We start from the raw sequence: 18,434 nt of genomic DNA, 5'->3' as shown, positions 1-18,434 counted from the left end.
AACGGCTTGATTGATCCTGAGCGTTTGACGGTCAGCCGCTGTCGTTGTCAGCTGGCAGGTTTTTTTGAGCGGTGCAATTGAACGGCAACAGATCTTCGATATCGGCGTCTGGCGCGCGTTGGGGCAATTCGGTGAGCGCGTGACGTAGCCATGCATAGGGATCGACGCCGCATGCCCGGCATGTCAGCACCAAACTGTAGATCACGGCGCTTGCCTTGGCGCCGGCAACGGTGTCGCTGAACAGCCAACTTTTTCGTCCGGTGCAAAACGGCCTGATGTCGCGCTCCAGAACATTGTTATCGATCGGGGCGAGACCGTCACTGGTGTAACGGGTCAGATAATCCCATTGGTTGCGTGCTAGGCGATCGCCTTGCCGGTCAAGCTTTCGGGTAGCACCTTCGGCGCCTGGTCGTCGAGCCAGGTCCGGAAGGCGGCCAATACCGGCAGGCTATGCTGCTGGCGCAGCCGCAAGGTGTATGCGGCGCGCGTTTCGCCGTCGGGCGGCGTCTGGCGCGCCACCCTCTCGACCTCGTACAACGCCTCGAAGAACTTGAGCGCCTGCAATGGCGGACCGCCAGGCTTTGTCCTGGCCTTGAGCGCATCGGTAAATTTCCTGCGCGCATGCGCCATACAGCCGAGATGGGTCGCGCCTGTCAGCGTGCGCCAGGCGTCATAGCCGTCGCTCATCAACAAGCCGCGATAGCCGGCCAGGAAGGCCTGAGGATGTTGCTGGCCGCGACCGGGCTGGTAATCGAACAGCACGACCGGCTGCGCGCAGTCCTAGGCCCACATGAAGGATTTGGCCTGCGCATCACGGCCGTCCTCTTTAAGAACCTGGACCCAGGTTTCGTCGCCGTGGACCAGGGGCTGCGACATGAGCTTTTGCTGTAGCGCGTCATAGACCCGATGCAGATGCAACTCGCTCGCCCGGATCACCCAGTTGCCCAGCGTCCCGCGGCTGATGCTGACGTCGGCGCGCCCCAGCGCGTCCGCCACACGGTACAGCGGCGTGCCGTCGACGTATTTGTTGGCGAGCACCAGCGCCAGCGTCGATGGCGTGGCGACGCTACCCGGCAGCGGCTGCGCCGGCATCGGCGCGGTCACAATCGGGGTGTTCAGCGCGGTGCGCTCGCAGTGACGGCAGGCATATTTGAACCGCACATGTTGCAGCACCGACGCCTTGACCTCGACGTGCAACTGCTCGGTGACGGTCTCGCCCATCCGATGCATCCGATTATGGCAGCACGGACAGTCCTTTTGATCCTCACCCAGATCGTGTTCGACGCGTTGGCGCGGCAGATCGTCAGGCAGCGGCTTGCGGCCGCGTGCCTTCGGCGCCGGCTTTGGAGCCTCCGGCAATCCCGTGTCCGGCACGGCGACCGCCTCGACATCGTCGTCGTCCCGGCTTTCAGCGGCGGCCTGCTCGGCTTCGTTGAAGATGCGCTCCTTGAGCTTTTCGCTCTTCGGCGCATACCGGTGCAGGCGCTCCAGGCGCAACTGCTCCTCTAGATGCAGCACGCGTTGTGCGAGTTTCTCGTTTTCGGCCTTCAGCGCCGCGATCTCGGCCGCGTGCGCCGCGATCAAGGCTTCCAGTTCGTGCGTCGTGGGCTTGCGACTCATCGGAGTCTTGAATCGAAGTCATGCCGCCGCGTCAACCGGGCTCCCATGTCTTCGTCATGTCTTCGGCCGCGTCATCTGAGAACGGCCATGCCGAAGCCCGATGACGCCGCCCGCATCGAACACGCTCAGCCCACGCTCTGATATTGCCGCACCGGATGACGACGCACCGCCGCGATGTTGATGCCGTCAAGCAGCCAGTGCAGCTCCTCCGTCGTCAGCGTCAGCACCGCCTCCTGACTTCGGGGCCAGTGGAATCTGTCGGCCTCCAGCCGCTTCAGCAGCATCCAAAATCCTGACCGATCATAAATCAGCAGCTTGATCCGGTCGCGGCGACGATTGCAGAACGCGAACACCGCGCGCTGGAACGGATCCAGCCCCATCGACTGCTCGACCACGATCGCCAGGCTGTTGATGCCCGCCCGGAAGTCAATCGGTTCGCGGTGAAGGTAGACCCGAAGATCAGACGCCAGTCGGAACATCGCAACGCCCCAGCGCTTCAATCACCGCCGACAGCAACTGCGCGTCGCCGCCTTCCAGCGAAAGCGTCACGCCGTTGGGCATCGATGCCGTCAGCCGCCCTGCACAGGATCGCTCCGTCGCGCAAACCGCAATCGCGCCAGCAGATCGAGTTGGCGACGGCGACGGCGCGCGAACCGGAATAAAGGCTGGCGCAATCGGCGCCCGCGCCTCCGGCTGGCCATCCCCGTTCTGAAGTTGTCGCTTGGCCACCCACTTGCGCAGCAGGTTCGCGTTCACGCCGTGTTGCAGCGCAAGCCCCGCCAGCGACACGCCAGACTGCAGACAGGCCTCGACCAGCCGCTGTTTGCTGGCCGGATCATAGCGACGCCGGCCATTGCGCAACACGCCGACCGTCTCAAGTCTCAAAGGTTCTTCTGGAGTGATCATCGATCGTGTCCACCTCGCTCATGGTGGACACCTCATCCCATCCCCGCGCTCAACTGCATAGGTGCGTAGAAAGGAGCGCTTACGTTCAAGCTCACCGCAGGTCAGAAGGGCGATGCACCGCAAGCCGCCGCATTGATCGAAGGCTTATCCGCCGAGGTCGTCATGGCCGATACGGCCTATGACGCCGATCACTTGCGCCAAGCCATCGCCGCCAAAGGCGCGCTCGCCGTGATCCCCAACAACCCGTCACGCGCGCTCAAATATCCACTCGACAAGCATTTCTATGCCCAGCGTCATCTCGTCGAATGCTGCTTCTCAAAGCTCAAGCAGTTCCGCCGCGTTGCAACCCGCTTCGAAAAGACCGCCCGAAATTACCTGGCCGTCGTCACTCTCGCAGCCATCGTCTTATGGATGCGATAAGTGTCCACACCACCTAGCGGCCGGTGTCCCCTCGCGAAACGCGCAAGCGTTCTGCGGAGGCGGTGACAAGCAAGCCCAGTCTCGCCGGGGAGAGCACGTATAAGCCGTAACCCATCCGCGCGGGGAACGCCGGGATCGCCCGGCCGTACCTGTGGTCCTACCTCCCGAGCTTTTTGTTGCTCGGGACCCATGGGTGCGTGCTGGCACCCGGCGTTCCCTGCACCCTCTGCTATCGAAGCGAGGGTCACACTGCCGCAAAGCTCGGGCCGATCCGGCCGCGAGGCTGCGTGCGCTCACCCCCTCCTGCTGTTTGACAGGTGAATCGATCCGAACGGCGCGCATCCGTGGCTGCGCGTGAGTGGATTCTTCTTTGTGTGATTGGACGTGGAGTAGAATTATCCATCGCATCGAGTGAGAAGAGATGGATCGCGCTGCCTCGCCAAAACTTCCGCCTTCGCCCAAAGGCTTCGGCGGACAAGACGGCGCGACAAGCCTCGCAATGACGGCGCTGCCAATGGCTGAGAAACGTCCGCTGACAGCTGTTGCCAATGACAGCGGTGTCATCACGCGAATCCATTCTGATGCTTGGAGTGCGCGTGAAGAACGCCTTAACGCGCCGACGTTAACCGACAAAGAAAGCCTATAAATCACGGCAAAAAGCGGCTTGTCACGCCGAAGCCTTGGCGAAGGCGGATTAATCACAAACTCATTCGCATCATCACGAGCGCATGAGGCGCATGCAAAACGCCACGATCTCTTCCAAGTGTTAGTGTGCAAACAAGCCGTCCGACACGATTGCGATTCGACGCGGCCACGCCGCGCGGGTTTGAAAACCGTGAAGGACATCACGACCGGCACAACTGATTGTGAGGCATGTGCGCCGCACTCTTGGGAACAAGCCAGGCCGTACTTACATCACGTCCAAAGAACGACTCAGTACAAGGAATTGATCAATGCAAGTTCGCGCAGTCGATACGCGCGGAAGACTGGTGCCTGCGCTCGCAACCGCCGCCGTGGCGGTGCTGGCCACCGCCGCCCTCGTCGTCCTCGAATTCCACCCGCCCCGCAATGTGCTGAAGGGCGAACCCGGCATGATCACCTCCGCCGCCGCCAGCCGCGCCGGCGCCACCGTGCTGCCGACCGATCCGATCACGACCGGCAGCGTGCGGTATCGTTGAGCTAGAAGTTCTCCCTCGCCCCGCTCTTGCGGGGAGAGGGTTGGGGTGAGGGGCCTCTCTCCACCAGCGACACTCGCGAACGTACCTGTACCCCCTCACCCGGATCGCATTGCGCTACGCTCCATGCGATCCGACCTCTCCCCGCAAGCGGGGCGAGGTAAGAAGCGCCCGGCACGCGGGGAGAGATTTTGATAGTCATTCCACTTTGCGGCAAACCACCGCACATTGGCTGAGGAGGTCGCCGCGATCCTCAATCCGCTGGGCACGCCGACCGGCCTGGCCGTGCGCAAATATCTCAACGACAAGAAAGTCCCGCAGCTGTTCGTCGGCGCCGGCGCCACGCTGTGGGGCGATTACGCGCATTATCCGTGGTCGATCGGCTTCCAGCCGTCGTACCAGGCCGAGACCGCGGTCTACGCCAAATATGTGCTGACCAACAAGCCGGACGCCAAGATCGCGCTGTTCTACCAGAACGACGACGCCGGCAAGGATTACGGCAACGGCTTCAAAAAGGGCTTAGGCGCGGAGAACACCGCGAAGATGGTGGTGGCGGAAACGACCTATGAATCGACCGATCCGACGGTCGACAGCCAGATCGTGAAGCTGAAATCGTCCGGCGCCAACGTGCTGTTCATGCACGCGATCCCCAAGCAGGCGGCGCAGGCGATCAAGAAGATCGGCGAGATCGGCTGGAAGCCGGACCTGTTCTTCCTCGCGGCGACCTCGACCTCGGTGTCCTCGGTGCTGAAGCCGGCCGGCTTCGACTATTCCAAGGACATCATCTCGTCCTACTCGCTGAAGGATCCCAACGATCCGCAGTGGAAAGACGATAAGGATGTCATCGCCTGGCAGAGCTTCATGAAGAACTACTTCCCCGAAGGCAATCTGCAGGACCAGCTGATCGTCTACGGCTATGTAGTGGCGGAGGCGACGGTGCAGGTGTTGAAGCAATGCGGCGACGACCTCACCCATGAGAACATCATGAAGCAGGCCGCCAACCTCGACATCGCGCTGCCGATGTTCCTGCCCGGCATCAAGGTGAAGACCTCGCCGACCGACTATTTCCCGGTCGAGGCGATGCGGCTGCAGAAGTTCAACGGGGAAACGTGGCAGCTGTTCGGGGACACGATCGGGAATGATTGAGGGGGAGTTATTGAAGGGGGTTGAGGAGAAGTTGTCGAGCGACGACCCCATCTACATCGTCGTCCCGGCGCAGGCCGGGACCGATTACCCCGAATGTGCAAGTGGCGGGACGCTGGGGCCGCAGCCCGCTGCAACAACAAGCTGCGGTGGCTATGGGTCCCGGCCTTCGCCGGGACGACGGGAGGTTAGACTCCCCGCTCCAGCAACGCCCGAAAATCCGCCCGCGCGCGCTGCGCCTCCGCCCGCGCGGCTTCCGAGGCATCGCCAAGACCGAAATAGCCGTGAATCAGGCCCTCGCCGGCATGATACGTCACCGGCACACCGGCGGCCTGCAACGCCTTCGCATAGGCCTGGCCCTCGTCGCGCAGCGGGTCGAACCAGGCGGTGGTGACGACAGCCGGCGCGACACCGGCGAGAGACTTCGCGCGCAGCGGCGAGACGCGCCAGTCGGCGCCCTGTGCCGGGTCGGCGAGATAATGCCCGCAAAACCACTGCATCACCGCGCGCGACAGGAAGTAGCCCTCGGCATTCTCGGCGCGCGACGGAAATCTGGCGTTCTCGGCTGCGTCGGCAAAACCGCCGACCACATCAGTGACGGGATAGACCAGCAATTGCGCGGCGAGCCTGATGCCGGCGTCGCGGCAGGCGAGCGCTGACGTGGCGGCGAGATTGCCGCCCGCGGAATCGCCGGCGACGCCGACGCGCGAGAGATCGCCGCCGAATTCGGCGATGCGCGCGACGACATCGCGGACAGCGGCGAACGCATCCTCGAACGCGCCGGGGAAGCGGGTCTCCGGCGGGCGGCGGTAATCGACCGAGATCACGACCGCGCCGGTCTCGATCACGAGGTTGCGGACCTGGCGGTCATGGGTCTCGAGATCGCCGGCGACCCAGCCGCCGCCGTGGAAGAAGATCACGGTCGGCGCCTTGCCGCCGCCGCTGCGATAGAGCCGCGCCGCGAGCTTGCCCGCGGCGCCCTGCACCTCAATGTTATCAGCGACATCGACCGGCGGCGGCGGCACCGCCTTGCGCGCCTCGGCCAGCGCGCGCAGCGAATCGCGGGCGCTCTGCGGCGTCACGGTGGTGGGATCGCGCAGCGGCAGCAGCGGGATGATCTTCTCAATGACGGGATCGAGCGGAAGCGGCATGATCGTGCTTTCTCGGGAGCAGTTGCCGTCTATCTGACAACATGCTCCCGAAAAGCACAACCATCATGCGACGTGTTGCGCGAGCTGCTCCGGCGCAGCCTCGCCCTCCTCGCCGGCGGGCTCAGCCTGCGCGGCGGGTGCGGCGGCCAGTTCCTTGGCCAGCGCAGTGGCGCCGACATAGTCGGTCTTGCCGGTGCCGAGCAGCGGCACCTTGTCGACGACGCGGATGTCGGCGGGCACCGCGAGCTCGGACGCGCCGACGCTCTTGGCCTGGCGTTGCATGGCGGCGCGGTCGGCATCCTTCTGCGTGGTGAGCAGCACGATGCGTTCGCCCTTGCGCTGATCGGGAAGCGTGACCGCAACCGACATCGCCTGCGGCCACAGCGCGGTCGCCATGGTCTCCACCGCGGACAGCGAGACCATCTCGCCTGCGATCTTGGCGAAGCGCTTGGCGCGGCCCTTGATCGCGATAAAACCCTGCGCGTCGACCGTGACGATGTCGCCGGTGTCGTGCCAGCCTTCGGGCAGCGGCTCGAGCACGCCGGGATTTTCGGCGCGGAGATAGCCGATCATCACGTTCGGACCCTTCACCGACAGCCGTCCGCCTTCCTCGATGCCGGGGACCGGATCGAGACGATACTGCATCAGCGGCGAGATGCGGCCGACGGTGCCCTGGCGGTTCGCCATCGGCGTGTTCATCGCCAGCACCGGCGCGGTCTCGGTGACGCCGTAGCCTTCGAGGATGCGGATGCCGTAGCGCTCCATGTAGATCTGCCGCGTGCGCTCCTTCACCGCCTCTGCACCGGCGATGACGAGCCGCAGCGTGCGGAAGTCATAGGCATGCGCCGAGCGGGCGTAGCCGGTGAGGAATGTGTCGGTGCCGAACAGGATGGTCGCGCCGGTCTGGTAGATCAGCTCGGGCACGATCCGGTAGTGCGGCGGCGACGGATACATGAAGATCGGGATGCCGCCGAGAAGCGGCATCATCATGCCGCCGGTCAGGCCAAAGGAGTGGAACACCGGCAGGACGTTGAACACCTTGTCATTGGCATTGGCATCGACCCGTGCCAGCGCCTGCGCTGCGTTGGCGAGGATGTTGCGGTGGGATAGCACGACGCCCTTCGGCGTGCCTTCCGAACCCGAGGTGAACAGGATGACCGCGGGATCGTTGGCGTTGCGAGTGACGCGCGGCGCGATGCCGGCGCGGAAACCGGCGATCTTGTCGGCGAGGCCGATGCCCGCCCTGACGTCCTCGAGATAGACGACGCGCGCCTGGCCTTCGATCGCCGCGATCAGCTTGTCGAGCTTGCCCTTCTCGATGAAGGCCTTCGAGGTCAGCACGGTCTTGACCTGCGCCGCCTTCATCGCGGCCAGCACGTTGACCGGCCCGGCCGAGAAGTTGAGCATCGCCGGCACGCGACCGACGGTCTGCAGCGCAAAGAAAACGACCGCAACGCCGGCCGAATTCGGCAACAGCACGCCGACATTCTCACCGACCGCAGTGCCCTGCTCGAGCTTGCCGCTCAACACCTGCGCGCCGAGGATCAGCTTGCGATAGGTCAGCTTGGTGCCGAGCGCGTCCTCGATGATCGGCTTGCCGGTGTCGCGGTCGCGATAGGCGTGGCCGAGGCCATCGAACAGCGTCTGGTCGAGCATCGCGTTCTTGACCATGGCGTCGATCATGACGTCCTGCAGCGCGGCACCGGCGGCATTGCGGCGCGCCTTGCCGCGCAGCGACTGGTCGACCGGCAGCTTCACCGGCGGCAGGATCGAGATCGTCACCTTGGGGAACCAGGAGCGCTTGATCTCGCCGTTCTTCAGATAGCTGAGATGCGAGCGCTGCGCGCCCTCGATGCGGACCGGGACGACGACCGCATCGGCCTTGTCGGCGATCATCGCGGTGCCGTCATAGACCTTCATCAGCGACCCGGAGACCGTGATGCGGCCTTCCGGGAAGATCACGACCGGCTCGCCGGCGGCCACCAGCTTGATCAGGTCGCGCGCCGCCAGCGGCTTGGACGGGTCCATCGTGTAGTGCTTGATCATCTTCAGGAACGGCTTGGCCCACCACGCCTTGGAGATGCCGGTGTCGACCGCGAAGCTCGCATCGATCGGCAGCGTGGCGTGCAGCAGCGGGCCGTCGACCAGGCTGACATGGTTGGGCGCGATCAGCATGCGCGTGCCCTCGGGCGGCAGGTTCTCCATGCCGCGCACCTCGACCCGGAACAGCGCACGGAACAGCAGCGCGCCGAAGTCGCGCACGCCCTCCTTGCCCCACTTGCTCAGCACGAACCAGACGGTGCCGAAGCTCGCGATGGCAAGACCGAAGAAGATCCAGGCGATCGCAAGCCCCGCGGCCTGCAGCGCGCCGACGAACACCGCGCCGGCGACCATGAAGCCGGCCTGCAAAATGTTGCCGGCGGCGATGATGCGGGCGCGTTCGGACGGCGCGGTCCAGGCCTGCACCGCGGCAAACGACGGCACCACGAACAGGCCGCCGCCAAAGGCGAACAGGAAGAAGTCCGCCAGCATCCGGAAGCCGCCGAACGAGCTCGCAAACGCAGCCGCGGTGACCTCTTTGCCGAGCGACGTGGTTGCGATCGCCCAGGCGAGGTCGAGGCCGATCACGCCCATCACAATGGCGCCGATCGGCACCAGCGCGAGATTCGGACGAACATGGCTCAGCTGCGCCGCGAACAGCGAGCCGGCGGCGATGCCGATCGCGAACACGGCGAGGCACAGCGTGACCACGCCCTCGGTGCCGCCGACGCCTTCCTTAATCAGCGCAGGCAACAGCGACAGCACGATCGCGCCGACCATCCAGAACCAGGACACGATCACCATGCCGTCCCACAGCCGCGGTTCGGCATAGAGCGACTTCAGCAGGCGTACGGTCGAGGTCCAGGGATTCTTGGTGATCAGCAGATCGGGCGCGGAGGGCTGCGTCAGGGGGATGCGCGACGCGAACGCCCAGGACAGCACGGAAAGGCCGACCACGGCGGCGCAGATCCAGCCCATATGGCTGGCGCCGGCGACGAACATGCCGCCGGCAATGGTGCCGATCAGGATCGCCATGAAGGTTGCGCCCTCGACCAGCGCATTGCCGGTTGCAAGCTCGGAAACCGAGAGCTGGTCGGGCAGCACCGCATACTTCACCGGACCGAACAGCGCAGCGAGGATGCCGAACAGCGCCAGCGCGATGAACAGCAGCGGGATCGAATGGGTGAAGAAGCCGGCTGCGGCGAACGCCGCGGCGAAAATCTCGAAGAACTTCAGCCGGCGCGCCACAACGGACTTGACGTAGCGGTCGGCGAGCTCGCCGCCGAGCGCCGACAGCACAAAGAACGGCGCGATGAAGACCGCGCCCGCGAGCTGAACCAGCGCCGGCCCCTGCTCGTTGGCGACGCCATAGAGCAGCATGATGACCAGGGCGTTCTTCAGCACGTTGTCGTTCAACGCCGAGCAGAACTGCGACCAGAACAGCGGCGCGAAGCGGCGGGACGACATCAATTCCTTGATCATGACCGTTTCCTTGGGTTAGCGCGCGAGGCGCTGGCAGGTCTGCGAGTTCGCGTGGCAGAGAATGGTGAGCGTGGTGAAATGACGGAGATGCCGCAGCCTTTAGTCTTTTCCGCAACGTATCGGTTCGAACCGGCGCACATCCGCTGGCGCCGGAATACCGGGACATTGCCCGCCAGAGATGTACGAGACCTTATCCAGACCTGGGGTTGCTCGGCGCCGAGGCGGGTTCGCGGGGGACATGGTGAGCGCTTTGTTGAGGTTTCGGCGACAATTGCCGCCGGTACGGTTCAGGTCAGTTCACTCAACCCGCGGAACGGCGACCACCGGCAGTGGCGCGGCTTGCACCCGCGGCCGCCCGAGGCCGCCCGGCGCGGCGCGCGCCGGTCCGCGCGCCGCTGCTCCAGGACACCTGCGACGTCGCAGGCACGGGCGATCCGCTCGATCGGCTCCATCGCCGGGGAGAGGATGGCGCGGCCAAAGCCCTTCACGAACTCGATCGCGTCATCGACAAGGGTGGTGGTCAATTGAAGTGCTAGGGTCTGCATGTGAGTGGCCTCCTAAGCCAACTTGAGCAACGCTCAAATTAGTAGTACGAAAATGAACATTGTTCAAGACGAATCGCGACGGGATCGAAAAAAACTTCAGCGGCGGACCCTGCTGATCGAGATCGCGCGCCGGTCAATCGCCACTAAGGGATTGAGATCATTGAAGGTTCGAGACGTCGCCGAGGCCGCCGGCTGCTCCATCGGCAGCGTCTATAACGAGTTCGGCGACTTCGATGCCCTGATCCTGACGGTGAACCGGGAGACCGTCGAGGCCCTGACCACACGGCTGAAGGCGATTCCAGCCGATGATCCCCTGCACCAGCTGCACGGGCTCGCCGACGCCTATCTCGGCTTCGCGACCGAGCACGCCAATCTGCTGCGCTCGCTGTTCGAGCACCGGATGGAGGACGACCGGCCATTTCCGGAAGATATCCTCGTGATGGTGATGGACGCGTTCGCGCTGATGCACGCGCCGCTGCTGCGGCTGTTGCCCGATCGCGCCCCCGATGATGTCGCGCTGCTGTCGCGGATGATGTTCTCCGCGGTCCACGGCATCATCTCACTGGGCCTCGAGGAGCGCATGGTCGCGGTGCCGCCGGAGCGGCTGCGCGAGCGGCTCGCGCAGTTCGTCGACACGCATCTTGCTGGATTGGGCGTAACCCGCAGGCCGTAGTCAGGCTCGCGTGCCCGCGATCATGTTTGATTGCGTGCGACGCGCCCTGAGCGGCCGAGCGTCCAGAGCGGCTCAAGAAATACCACTCCGGTGCCGCCCTCCCGGAAGATCAGCTTGAACTCGATCCGTCCGTCCGCGGTGATGGAGGCCGAATGCAGTCCCGCATTGCCGTCGTATCGCAAGGTGTCGTCCAGGACATGCCCGGTGAAGCCGCCGGAAAAGCCAGGTCCGGGGTGTACGGCTGTGCGGCATGGCCGGTCCATTCACGAGATAGCCGGTCGCGACACCATCCCGATCGACGGTCGTGACGATCATCATGAACTGGCGGTGCGAGTTGATCCATCCTTCGTCGCTCACCCACACGCCGAGAAAGCGGCGGACACTGTCCGGCACGTCGTTTGCCGGCGCGTGAACGCGAAAGGCCGGAAGCGGCAACTGCTTCTCGACGGCCAGCGCAGTGATCCGCTCGACATCCTGATCTGGCACAATGCCGTGATCCTGCGGCGCGAACCAGTTCGCCAATTCCGCCAGGGGATGCCGCATCCCGTTTGCGATCGGCGGCACGAATGCGAGCGCTGCGAAGGCGATCGCCGACAGGCCGGCGACAAGCAACCATCGGGGAAACACGGCCAAACGTCCTGCAACGGCGCGCGGAGCGGATGTCGCGCCCGCGGCATCCCGCGGTGCGTGTTCGTGCGATGCCGAAATCGGCTTAGCATCGAGGCGATAACCCCGGCGCGATACCGTCTTGATGATGCGGTGGTCGTCATCCCGCAGTTTCAGGCGCAGCTCGCGGATGCATTGGACCAGCGAATCGTCTGAAACCGCGACGTGGCCCCACACCGCCTCGTGCAGATCCTGCTTGGAGACCAGCCGCCCGGCATTCCTGGCGAGACAGCCGAGCACCGCGAACGACTTCGGCCTGAGATCAAGTTCGACGCCATCCGCGCGCGCGACACCACGGGCGAAGTCCAGCTCAAAGGCATCAAATATCAATACGGAATCAGTCGCCGGGTTCATAGAGGTCACTCCATGCCCACAGACGGCACCAATCCGGGAAATTTAGCAGGAAAATCGTCGTTCTGTCACTTCTTCATCAGGACTTCCCCGTGGCGTGGACGATAGTGGCGGACCGGCCCGGCATCATTTCCGGGCACGCGGGAGGTTGACCATGTCGAGGGCACCGTTGGCCGCATTGGTCGGGGGGATTGTTGCGCTCGCGGCGGCGCAATCGGGACACGCCCAAGCGCCGAACGTCGTGCAGGACGTCGTGAAGGTCGGCCTGGTGATGCCGTTGACCGGCGTTTTGGGGCCGGTCGGCAAACAGGCGGTCGCCGGGGCGAGGCTCTACATGGCGCAACACGGCGACACGGTCGCCGGCCGCAAGATCGAATTGATCGTCCGGGACGATTCCAGCGTGCCCGACAATGCCAAGCGCATTGCCCAGGAGCTGATCGTCAACGACAAGGTCGCGATCCTCGGTGGCGGATTGACTCCGAGCGTGCTGGCGCTCGCACCGCTGGTCAATGAGAGCAAGACCGCAACCGTCGTCATGGTCTCGGGCACATCGATCGTGACTGATCGGTCGCCCTACTTCGTGCGCACCAGCTGGACCCATGCGCAGCAGGCCAGCGTCCTGGCTGATTGGGCGGCCAAAAACGGATCGAAGCGGGCCACCATCATCGCGTCCGACTGGGCACCCGGGCATGAAGCCGCCGGCGTATTTGCGGCGAGCTTCATCGCGGCAGGCGGATCGATCGTCGAGGCGTTGAAAGTGCCGCTGGCCAATCCCGACTTCGCACCGTTCCTGCAGCGCGCGCGGGACGGCAATCCCGACACCCTGTTCATTTTCGTTCCGACAAGCCAGGCCGGCATCCTGGCCAAACAGTTTGTCGAGCGCGGGCTCGACAAGAGCGGGATCAAGCTGATCGGCCCCGGCGACATCGCCGACGACGAGGACCTGCCGGGGATGAGCGATGCCATGATCGGCACGATCACGGCGGGGTTCTACTCCGCCTATCATCCGTCGGACCTGAACCGCGACTATGTCGCCGCGTTCCGCAAGGCCAACGCCAATGTCCGCCCGAACTTCATCAGCGTCAGCGCCTATGACGGCATGCATCTGATCTACCAGGCGCTGCAGGCTACCGGCGGCAAGACCAACGGCGACGCGCTGGTCGAGGCCATGAAGGGCATGGCCTGGGAAAGCCCGCGCGGCCCGATGTCGATCGATCCGAAGACCCGCGAAGTCGTCCAAAACATCTACATTCGCAAGGTCGAGAAGATCGGAGGCGAGCTCTACAGCGTCGAGCAGGAGACCTTCCAGGCGATCAAGGATCCCACCAAGGTCGCGAACAGGTAACTGGGACGGAGCGGCAACCCTTCCGGCGCGGCGTCGCTTCGACGCCTCAGACCCGGGTGCGCGCGATCGTGCCGGCGACGATCTGCATGGCGACGCCGAGCACCCAGCCCGCCATGATGGTCGCGGTCCAGGCGATGTCCGGCTCGCTGCGCAGCACGACGACACCGACCGAGAAGAATGCAACCATGGTCGCGAGGAAGGTGCCCACCGCGCTGAGCAGCTCAGCCGCGTCGATCTTGCGCGTCGAATTCGAGTCCTTCGGATGGAAGAGCTTTGGCGGCGTATCGATGCCGACATAGAAGCCGATCGCGCCGCCCAGCATCATGAGCAGCAGGAAGGCCTGCGAGGTCAGCGCCGACACGCTCGAGCCGACATGGATGGCGACGAACAGACCGCTCGCGGCTCCCGCCAAAGCAAGGCCAAAGCGCTCCAGGATATGGGCAAACTTTCTGACGCGGCTGCGCATGGCTGTGCCTCATCAATGAATTGCACCGCTGGCAGGCTAGGCCTTTTCGCAGCATCGCGAAAGCCGCCGCCGCTCACATGGCTGCGACCACGCGACGCTATTGTGCGCCAGTTCACATCTATCGTGGCACGGAATGACTAAACATCGATCCAAAGTAGCAATCGAATCCGCTACTACTACCTTGCGCGATCCGCTTCATTCTTTTCAGCGAGCATCTTTCAATGCCGAGCCCCAAGATCATCATTCTGTCCGATGGCACCGGCAACGCCGCCTCCAGCGTCTGGCGAACCAATGTCTGGCGGATCTTCCAGTCGCTCGATCTGCAGGGCAACAGCCAGGCCGCCAAGTATGATGACGGCGTCGGCACGTCGTCGTTCGTCCCGCTTGCGCTGCTCGGCGGCGCCTTCGGTTACGGCCTCAAGCGCAATATCCTCGATGCCTACAAGTTCATCTGCCGAAACTACGACCACGAGAACGATTCGAAGATCTACCTGTTCGGATTCAGCCGTGGCGCATTCACCGTGCGCACGCTTGCCGCACTCATCCTCGATCGGGGCCTGATCGTCGCGGACACCGAATCCGAGCTGCACGACGGCGCGGTGAAGGCCTATCGGGCGTACCGCGCCGAGGGCTACCATTCGATATGGCGCATCGAGGTGCTGTTCCGCGCGCTGCGCGATTACATCCTTGTGCCGGTGTGGGATCGCCTCCGAGGCCACAAGTCTTATACAGAGATTGCCCGGAAGCAGGTCGCCGCGATCGAATTCATCGGCATCTGGGACACCGTCGCGGCCTATGGGCTGCCGATCGACGAGATGACCCGCGGCATCTCCAACTGGGTGTGGCCGCTCGAGCTGCCGAACCGCATTCTCAGCCCGCGGGTCAAGTGGGCGCGACATGCGCTGGCCCTCGACGATGAGCGCACGACATTCCATCCGGTGCTCTGGACCGAGCAGGAGCCGGGACAACCGGTCCCGGCCGTGCCCGCGACCATCGATGGCGAACGCCTCGTCCAAGTCTGGTTCGTCGGCATGCATGCCAATGTCGGCGGCGGTTATCCCGACGATGCCGTCGCGTTCGTGCCGCTGGCATGGCTGGTCGACGAAGCCGTCAAGCGTGGCCTGGTGTTCAAGAGCGCGCCGACTGCCGATCCTGATGCGATCAAGTCGATCAGATCGTCCGAGGACAAGGACGGCCGCCTCTATGATTCGCGCGCGGGCCTCGGCTCCTACTACCGGTATGGACCTCGCAAGGTCGCCGAGCTCTGCAACGATCGTTATGCCCGTGTCAGCGTGCCGACGCCGAAGATCCACGAAAGCGTGTTCGAGCGGATCGACAGCGGCGCCAATGCCTATGCCCCGATCGGACTTCCGCCAAACTACGTCATTGTCTCGCGAAGCGGCCAGATCACGCCGCTGGGCGAGACGACGTTCGAGACGCCGGCGAGCGCACCGGCGCGTTATGCGGCGCAGGAGAAGCTATGGAATTATGTCTGGATGCGCCGGATCGCCTACTTTGCCACGCTGGCGGCGTCGTTGCATCTGGCCGCGTTCTGGCTGTTCCACAACCAGCACAAGGAGCACGAATTCAGCTCCTGGTTCAGGATGATTTCGGAGCTGGTGCGCTTCGTCCAATCGTTCCTGCCCGATTCGTTTCACTGGTGGACGGACTGGTATGCCGGCAACCCGGAATGGTTCGCCGGCGGCGTCATTGCGGTTTTCCTGCTGATGGGCGTCGGCACCTCGCTCAGCGCCGCGATCAGGGACAGGATGCGGATCATCTGGCGCGACCGCGCGAACCCGACGCCGCTCTCCGGAATCGTGCACAATGCGATCTATCGATTCCGCACCAGCGCGGTCTATCAGTGGATCCTCAACTTCGGGAAGCGACACGCCGTTCCGTTCCTGCTGACGGCCTTGCTGGTCTGGTTCAGCGCGACACTGCTCAGCCATTTCCTGTTCAATGCCGCTGACTCGATGGGCGCTGTCTGCACGGGCACCGCGGCCGACAAGCTTGTCGCCGTCGACAAGGGCGTCCCGCAGGACGCAGCCGACTTCGATACCAGCGCGATTTGTGCGCCGACCGGCCTCAAGGTCCGCACCGGGTTCAAGTACGAGATCGCGATCACCATGGCGGAGCCGTGGGAGGACGCCGGACGGGCGGTGACGCCGGTCGGATACCGCACGTCGACGATCGAGGCCGCAAAACGTTGGCGTGGTTACGCCACGATTTTCCTGCGGCGCGTCCTGTTCCGGCCGTGGTTCAGGCTGATCGCACGGGTCGGACAGACCGGGGTCGACGAGTATTTTCTTGATCCGGCGCCGGCGCCCAACACCGATCCGCAGGTCTACAAGGCGCGGTTCACGGCCGATCGCAGCGGCGAGATCTTCCTCTACGTCAACCAGGCCGTCATCGGCCTGCCCTGGGTCTACAAATGGTTCTACGGCGATCACAAGGGCAAGGCGAAGGTCACGGTGCGGTTGCTGTAGGGGGTCGAGCCGCGCCCACAGGATCGCGACCCGACACGGAGCCGCCCGGCGTGATCCATCTGTGATCCAGCCGACAGTTCGGGTTGTAGATCAGCTGCTATGCTCCCTTTGCTAGATGGGCTGCCAGACGCCTGGAACGATCCGACGCGACACCACGGATCCCCGGGGAGTACTGACGCGCCAGTTTCATATCGACCGGCTATTTTCACCAGCGATTTGGAGGCATCACCATGATTTCCCGAATTCAGGCGTTTCCAACCACAGCGGCATCTTCGTGGTCTGGGAAGTATCGGCGATGATCCCGAACTGTCTGGGCTTCGCGCTGTATCGCCAGCAGCAGGGCAAGACCGCGACCGTGGTCGACACCTGGGTCGGGTTCGAGGATCAGGCGCAGGGCCACAAGTCCGGCGAGCATCGGCCGAGCACCGAATGGCCGGTGCAGAAGACCAACTGGACCGATTTCCTGGCGCCGGCCGATGCGCCGGTCCGCTACGGCGTGGTGCCCGTCCTCAAGGACGGCGATACCAAGGTAAAGCCTGCGGCCAACGCGCCGTCGACGTGGACCGACTACGTCTCCGCCACGCCGTCGGGTCCGCTGAAGCCATGGTTCAACCGCGGCACGATCTCGGCGCAATGGCTGTCGCGCGCGATCGGCAAGGACAAGAAGCCGGCGCAGACGCTGGAGAAGGCGATCTCGACCAAGGGCAACAAGATTCGCGACTTCCTCAAGGGACAGCTTGGCGCCCGCCTGCTCGCGTTACTGGCCGATGCCAAGAAGAACAAGCGCGACGTCTATCTCGCGCTTTACGAGCTCAACGATCCCGAACTGATCGCGGCGCTGACCGCGCTGAAGGGCAAGGCCCATGTCGTGCTCGGCAACAGCACCGGCAAGTCCGACGCCACGGCAAAGGACACCGAGAAGAACGCCGGCGTGCTGAAGAAAGCCGGCGTCGACATCGTCCGCCGCAAGATCGCGCCGAGCCGCTACGCGCACAACAAGTTCGCGGTGTTCTGCGACGGCGCGCAGACACCGAAGGCGGTCTGGACCGGCAGCACCAACTGGACGCGTACCGGACTGTGCACCCAGAACAACAACGGCCTCGAGATCACCGACGACAAGATCGCCGCGGCCTATTACGACCATTGGAAGCTGATCTACGCCGACGGCAGCAAGTCGCCGAAGGCGCTGGCGGTGGCCGGCGATAAGGAATGGCCGTTCACCATCGGCCCGTCGAAGGTCAGCGTCTGGTTCACGCCGACCACCAAGAGCGGCGATCTCAAGGAAGCCACCAAGATGATCGAGGACACCGAGCATGGCGCGGTGTGCCTGATGCTCAATCCCGGCAACAAGGGCCTGCTCGGCCCGATCCTGGAGAAGGCGCAGGACAAGAAGCTCTATGTCCGCGGCGTGCTCAACAATTTCCCGGCGCAGGGCAAGGACAGCCCGAAGGATCAGCTGCAGCTGCTGGCCGGCGACGGCCAGCAGCAGGTGTTCAAGGGCAAGCAGATCGCCGACGTGATCCGGCCCGCCGGCATCGACAAGACCGCCGACTGGTGGGAGCACGAGATCAAGAACACCGGAAAATTCATGATCGCCGTGCACAGCAAGGTGATCGTGCTGGATCCGGCCGGCAAGAACCCGGTGGTCATGACCGGCTCGCACAATTTCTCTGACCGCGCCAGCACCAAAAACGACGACAATCTCGTCATCATCAGAGGCGATTCGCAGCTCGCGCTAACTTACGCCGCGCGCATCGTCAGCATCTACGGTCAGTATCGCTGGCAGGCCTGGCGCAACACGCCGGAGGGCCAGACGGACAAGGGGCTGAAGCGCAGCGATGCCTGGCTGAGCAACCGCATCGGCAAGGGCTGGGCGGAAACCGAGACGCGGTTCTGGCTCGGCACGACCTGACTGCCTGATCTCCTATCGGGGTCATGACATGAAACACGGGGCAGCGTCGC

At 64.1% G+C, this 18,434-nt stretch carries 14 protein-coding genes and 2 pseudogenes; 8 read left to right on the top strand and 8 right to left on the bottom strand.

The window, feature by feature from the left end; genetic code table 11:
• Positions 1–31: 31 nt before the first annotated feature.
• From tnpC to tnpA, 3 genes and pseudogenes are all read right to left on the bottom strand, one after another.
• Positions 32–1,620, bottom strand: a pseudogene (gene tnpC, locus HAP54_RS16380) (IS66 family transposase).
• Between the two features lie 125 nt (positions 1,621–1,745).
• On the bottom strand, positions 1,746–2,099 hold the full coding sequence (tnpB, locus tag HAP54_RS16375) for an IS66 family insertion sequence element accessory protein TnpB (RefSeq protein WP_166205730.1): 354 nt from the start codon (positions 2,097–2,099) through the stop codon (positions 1,746–1,748).
• Positions 2,080–2,526 carry an IS66-like element accessory protein TnpA gene (tnpA, locus tag HAP54_RS16370; RefSeq protein ID WP_166205731.1) on the bottom strand — a complete coding sequence of 149 codons (447 nt, stop codon included), beginning with the start codon at positions 2,524–2,526 and terminating at the stop codon, positions 2,080–2,082. The genes tnpB and tnpA overlap by 20 nt, the downstream gene beginning before the upstream one ends.
• Positions 2,527–2,610: 84 nt before the next feature.
• On the opposite strand from tnpA, the pseudogene HAP54_RS16365 reads away from it, so the two are divergent.
• The 4 genes and pseudogenes from HAP54_RS16365 to HAP54_RS16350 form a co-directional block, all read left to right on the top strand.
• Positions 2,611–2,946 (top strand): annotated as a pseudogene (locus tag HAP54_RS16365) (IS5 family transposase); the annotation flags it as partial.
• 421 nt (positions 2,947–3,367) lie between these two features.
• Positions 3,368–3,592 (top strand): hypothetical protein, encoded by a 225-nt coding sequence (locus HAP54_RS16360; RefSeq protein WP_166301678.1) that lies wholly within the window; start codon positions 3,368–3,370, stop codon positions 3,590–3,592.
• Positions 3,593–3,899: 307 nt separating this feature from the next.
• Complete coding sequence (locus HAP54_RS16355) at positions 3,900–4,124, top strand: hypothetical protein (RefSeq protein WP_166301675.1); 225 nt, start codon at positions 3,900–3,902, stop codon at positions 4,122–4,124.
• Positions 4,125–4,349: 225 nt separating this feature from the next.
• The gene (locus tag HAP54_RS16350) at positions 4,350–5,267 is read left to right on the top strand and encodes an ABC transporter substrate-binding protein (protein ID WP_224741909.1); all 918 of its coding nucleotides are present in this window, start codon (positions 4,350–4,352) and stop codon (positions 5,265–5,267) included.
• A 185-nt stretch (positions 5,268–5,452) separates the two neighbouring features.
• Here the strand turns inward: HAP54_RS16350 and HAP54_RS16345 are convergent, their stop codons facing one another.
• From HAP54_RS16345 to HAP54_RS16335, 3 genes are all read right to left on the bottom strand, one after another.
• On the bottom strand, positions 5,453–6,415 hold the full coding sequence (locus tag HAP54_RS16345; protein WP_166301672.1) for an alpha/beta hydrolase: 963 nt from the start codon (positions 6,413–6,415) through the stop codon (positions 5,453–5,455).
• Positions 6,416–6,478: 63 nt separating this feature from the next.
• The gene (locus HAP54_RS16340) at positions 6,479–9,937 is read right to left on the bottom strand and encodes an acyl-[ACP]--phospholipid O-acyltransferase (protein WP_166301669.1); all 3,459 of its coding nucleotides are present in this window, start codon (positions 9,935–9,937) and stop codon (positions 6,479–6,481) included.
• Positions 9,938–10,224: 287 nt separating this feature from the next.
• Entirely contained in the window at positions 10,225–10,482 is a 258-nt protein-coding gene (locus HAP54_RS16335; protein ID WP_166301666.1) for a hypothetical protein, read from the bottom strand.
• A 52-nt stretch (positions 10,483–10,534) separates the two neighbouring features.
• On the opposite strand from HAP54_RS16335, the gene HAP54_RS16330 reads away from it, so the two are divergent.
• Positions 10,535–11,155 (top strand): TetR/AcrR family transcriptional regulator, encoded by a 621-nt coding sequence (locus HAP54_RS16330; protein WP_175619437.1) that lies wholly within the window; start codon positions 10,535–10,537, stop codon positions 11,153–11,155.
• Between the two features lie 72 nt (positions 11,156–11,227).
• Here the strand turns inward: HAP54_RS16330 and HAP54_RS16325 are convergent, their stop codons facing one another.
• On the bottom strand, positions 11,228–12,175 hold the full coding sequence (locus tag HAP54_RS16325) for a winged helix-turn-helix domain-containing protein (RefSeq protein ID WP_166301663.1): 948 nt from the start codon (positions 12,173–12,175) through the stop codon (positions 11,228–11,230).
• Positions 12,176–12,326: 151 nt separating this feature from the next.
• Here HAP54_RS16325 and HAP54_RS16320 point away from each other — a divergent pair, with 151 nt between their 5' ends.
• The gene (locus HAP54_RS16320; RefSeq protein ID WP_166301660.1) at positions 12,327–13,517 is read left to right on the top strand and encodes an ABC transporter substrate-binding protein; all 1,191 of its coding nucleotides are present in this window, start codon (positions 12,327–12,329) and stop codon (positions 13,515–13,517) included.
• A gap of 46 nt (positions 13,518–13,563) precedes the next feature.
• Here the strand turns inward: HAP54_RS16320 and HAP54_RS16315 are convergent, their stop codons facing one another.
• Positions 13,564–13,983, bottom strand: coding sequence for a hypothetical protein (locus tag HAP54_RS16315; RefSeq protein WP_029079606.1), 420 nt, complete (start codon positions 13,981–13,983; stop codon positions 13,564–13,566).
• Positions 13,984–14,204: 221 nt separating this feature from the next.
• On the opposite strand from HAP54_RS16315, the gene HAP54_RS16310 reads away from it, so the two are divergent.
• Positions 14,205–16,472 (top strand): DUF2235 domain-containing protein, encoded by a 2,268-nt coding sequence (locus tag HAP54_RS16310; RefSeq protein ID WP_166301657.1) that lies wholly within the window; start codon positions 14,205–14,207, stop codon positions 16,470–16,472.
• Positions 16,473–16,767: 295 nt separating this feature from the next.
• On the top strand, positions 16,768–18,384 hold the full coding sequence (locus HAP54_RS16305; RefSeq protein ID WP_166301654.1) for a phospholipase D-like domain-containing protein: 1,617 nt from the start codon (positions 16,768–16,770) through the stop codon (positions 18,382–18,384).
• Positions 18,385–18,434 lie beyond the last annotated feature (50 nt).

The sequence above is a fragment of the Bradyrhizobium sp. 2S1 genome (assembly GCF_011516625.5).
GTDB classification, from domain to species: Bacteria; Pseudomonadota; Alphaproteobacteria; order Rhizobiales; family Xanthobacteraceae; genus Bradyrhizobium; species Bradyrhizobium septentrionale.
This window is presented reverse-complemented; position numbering and strand designations above follow the sequence as displayed.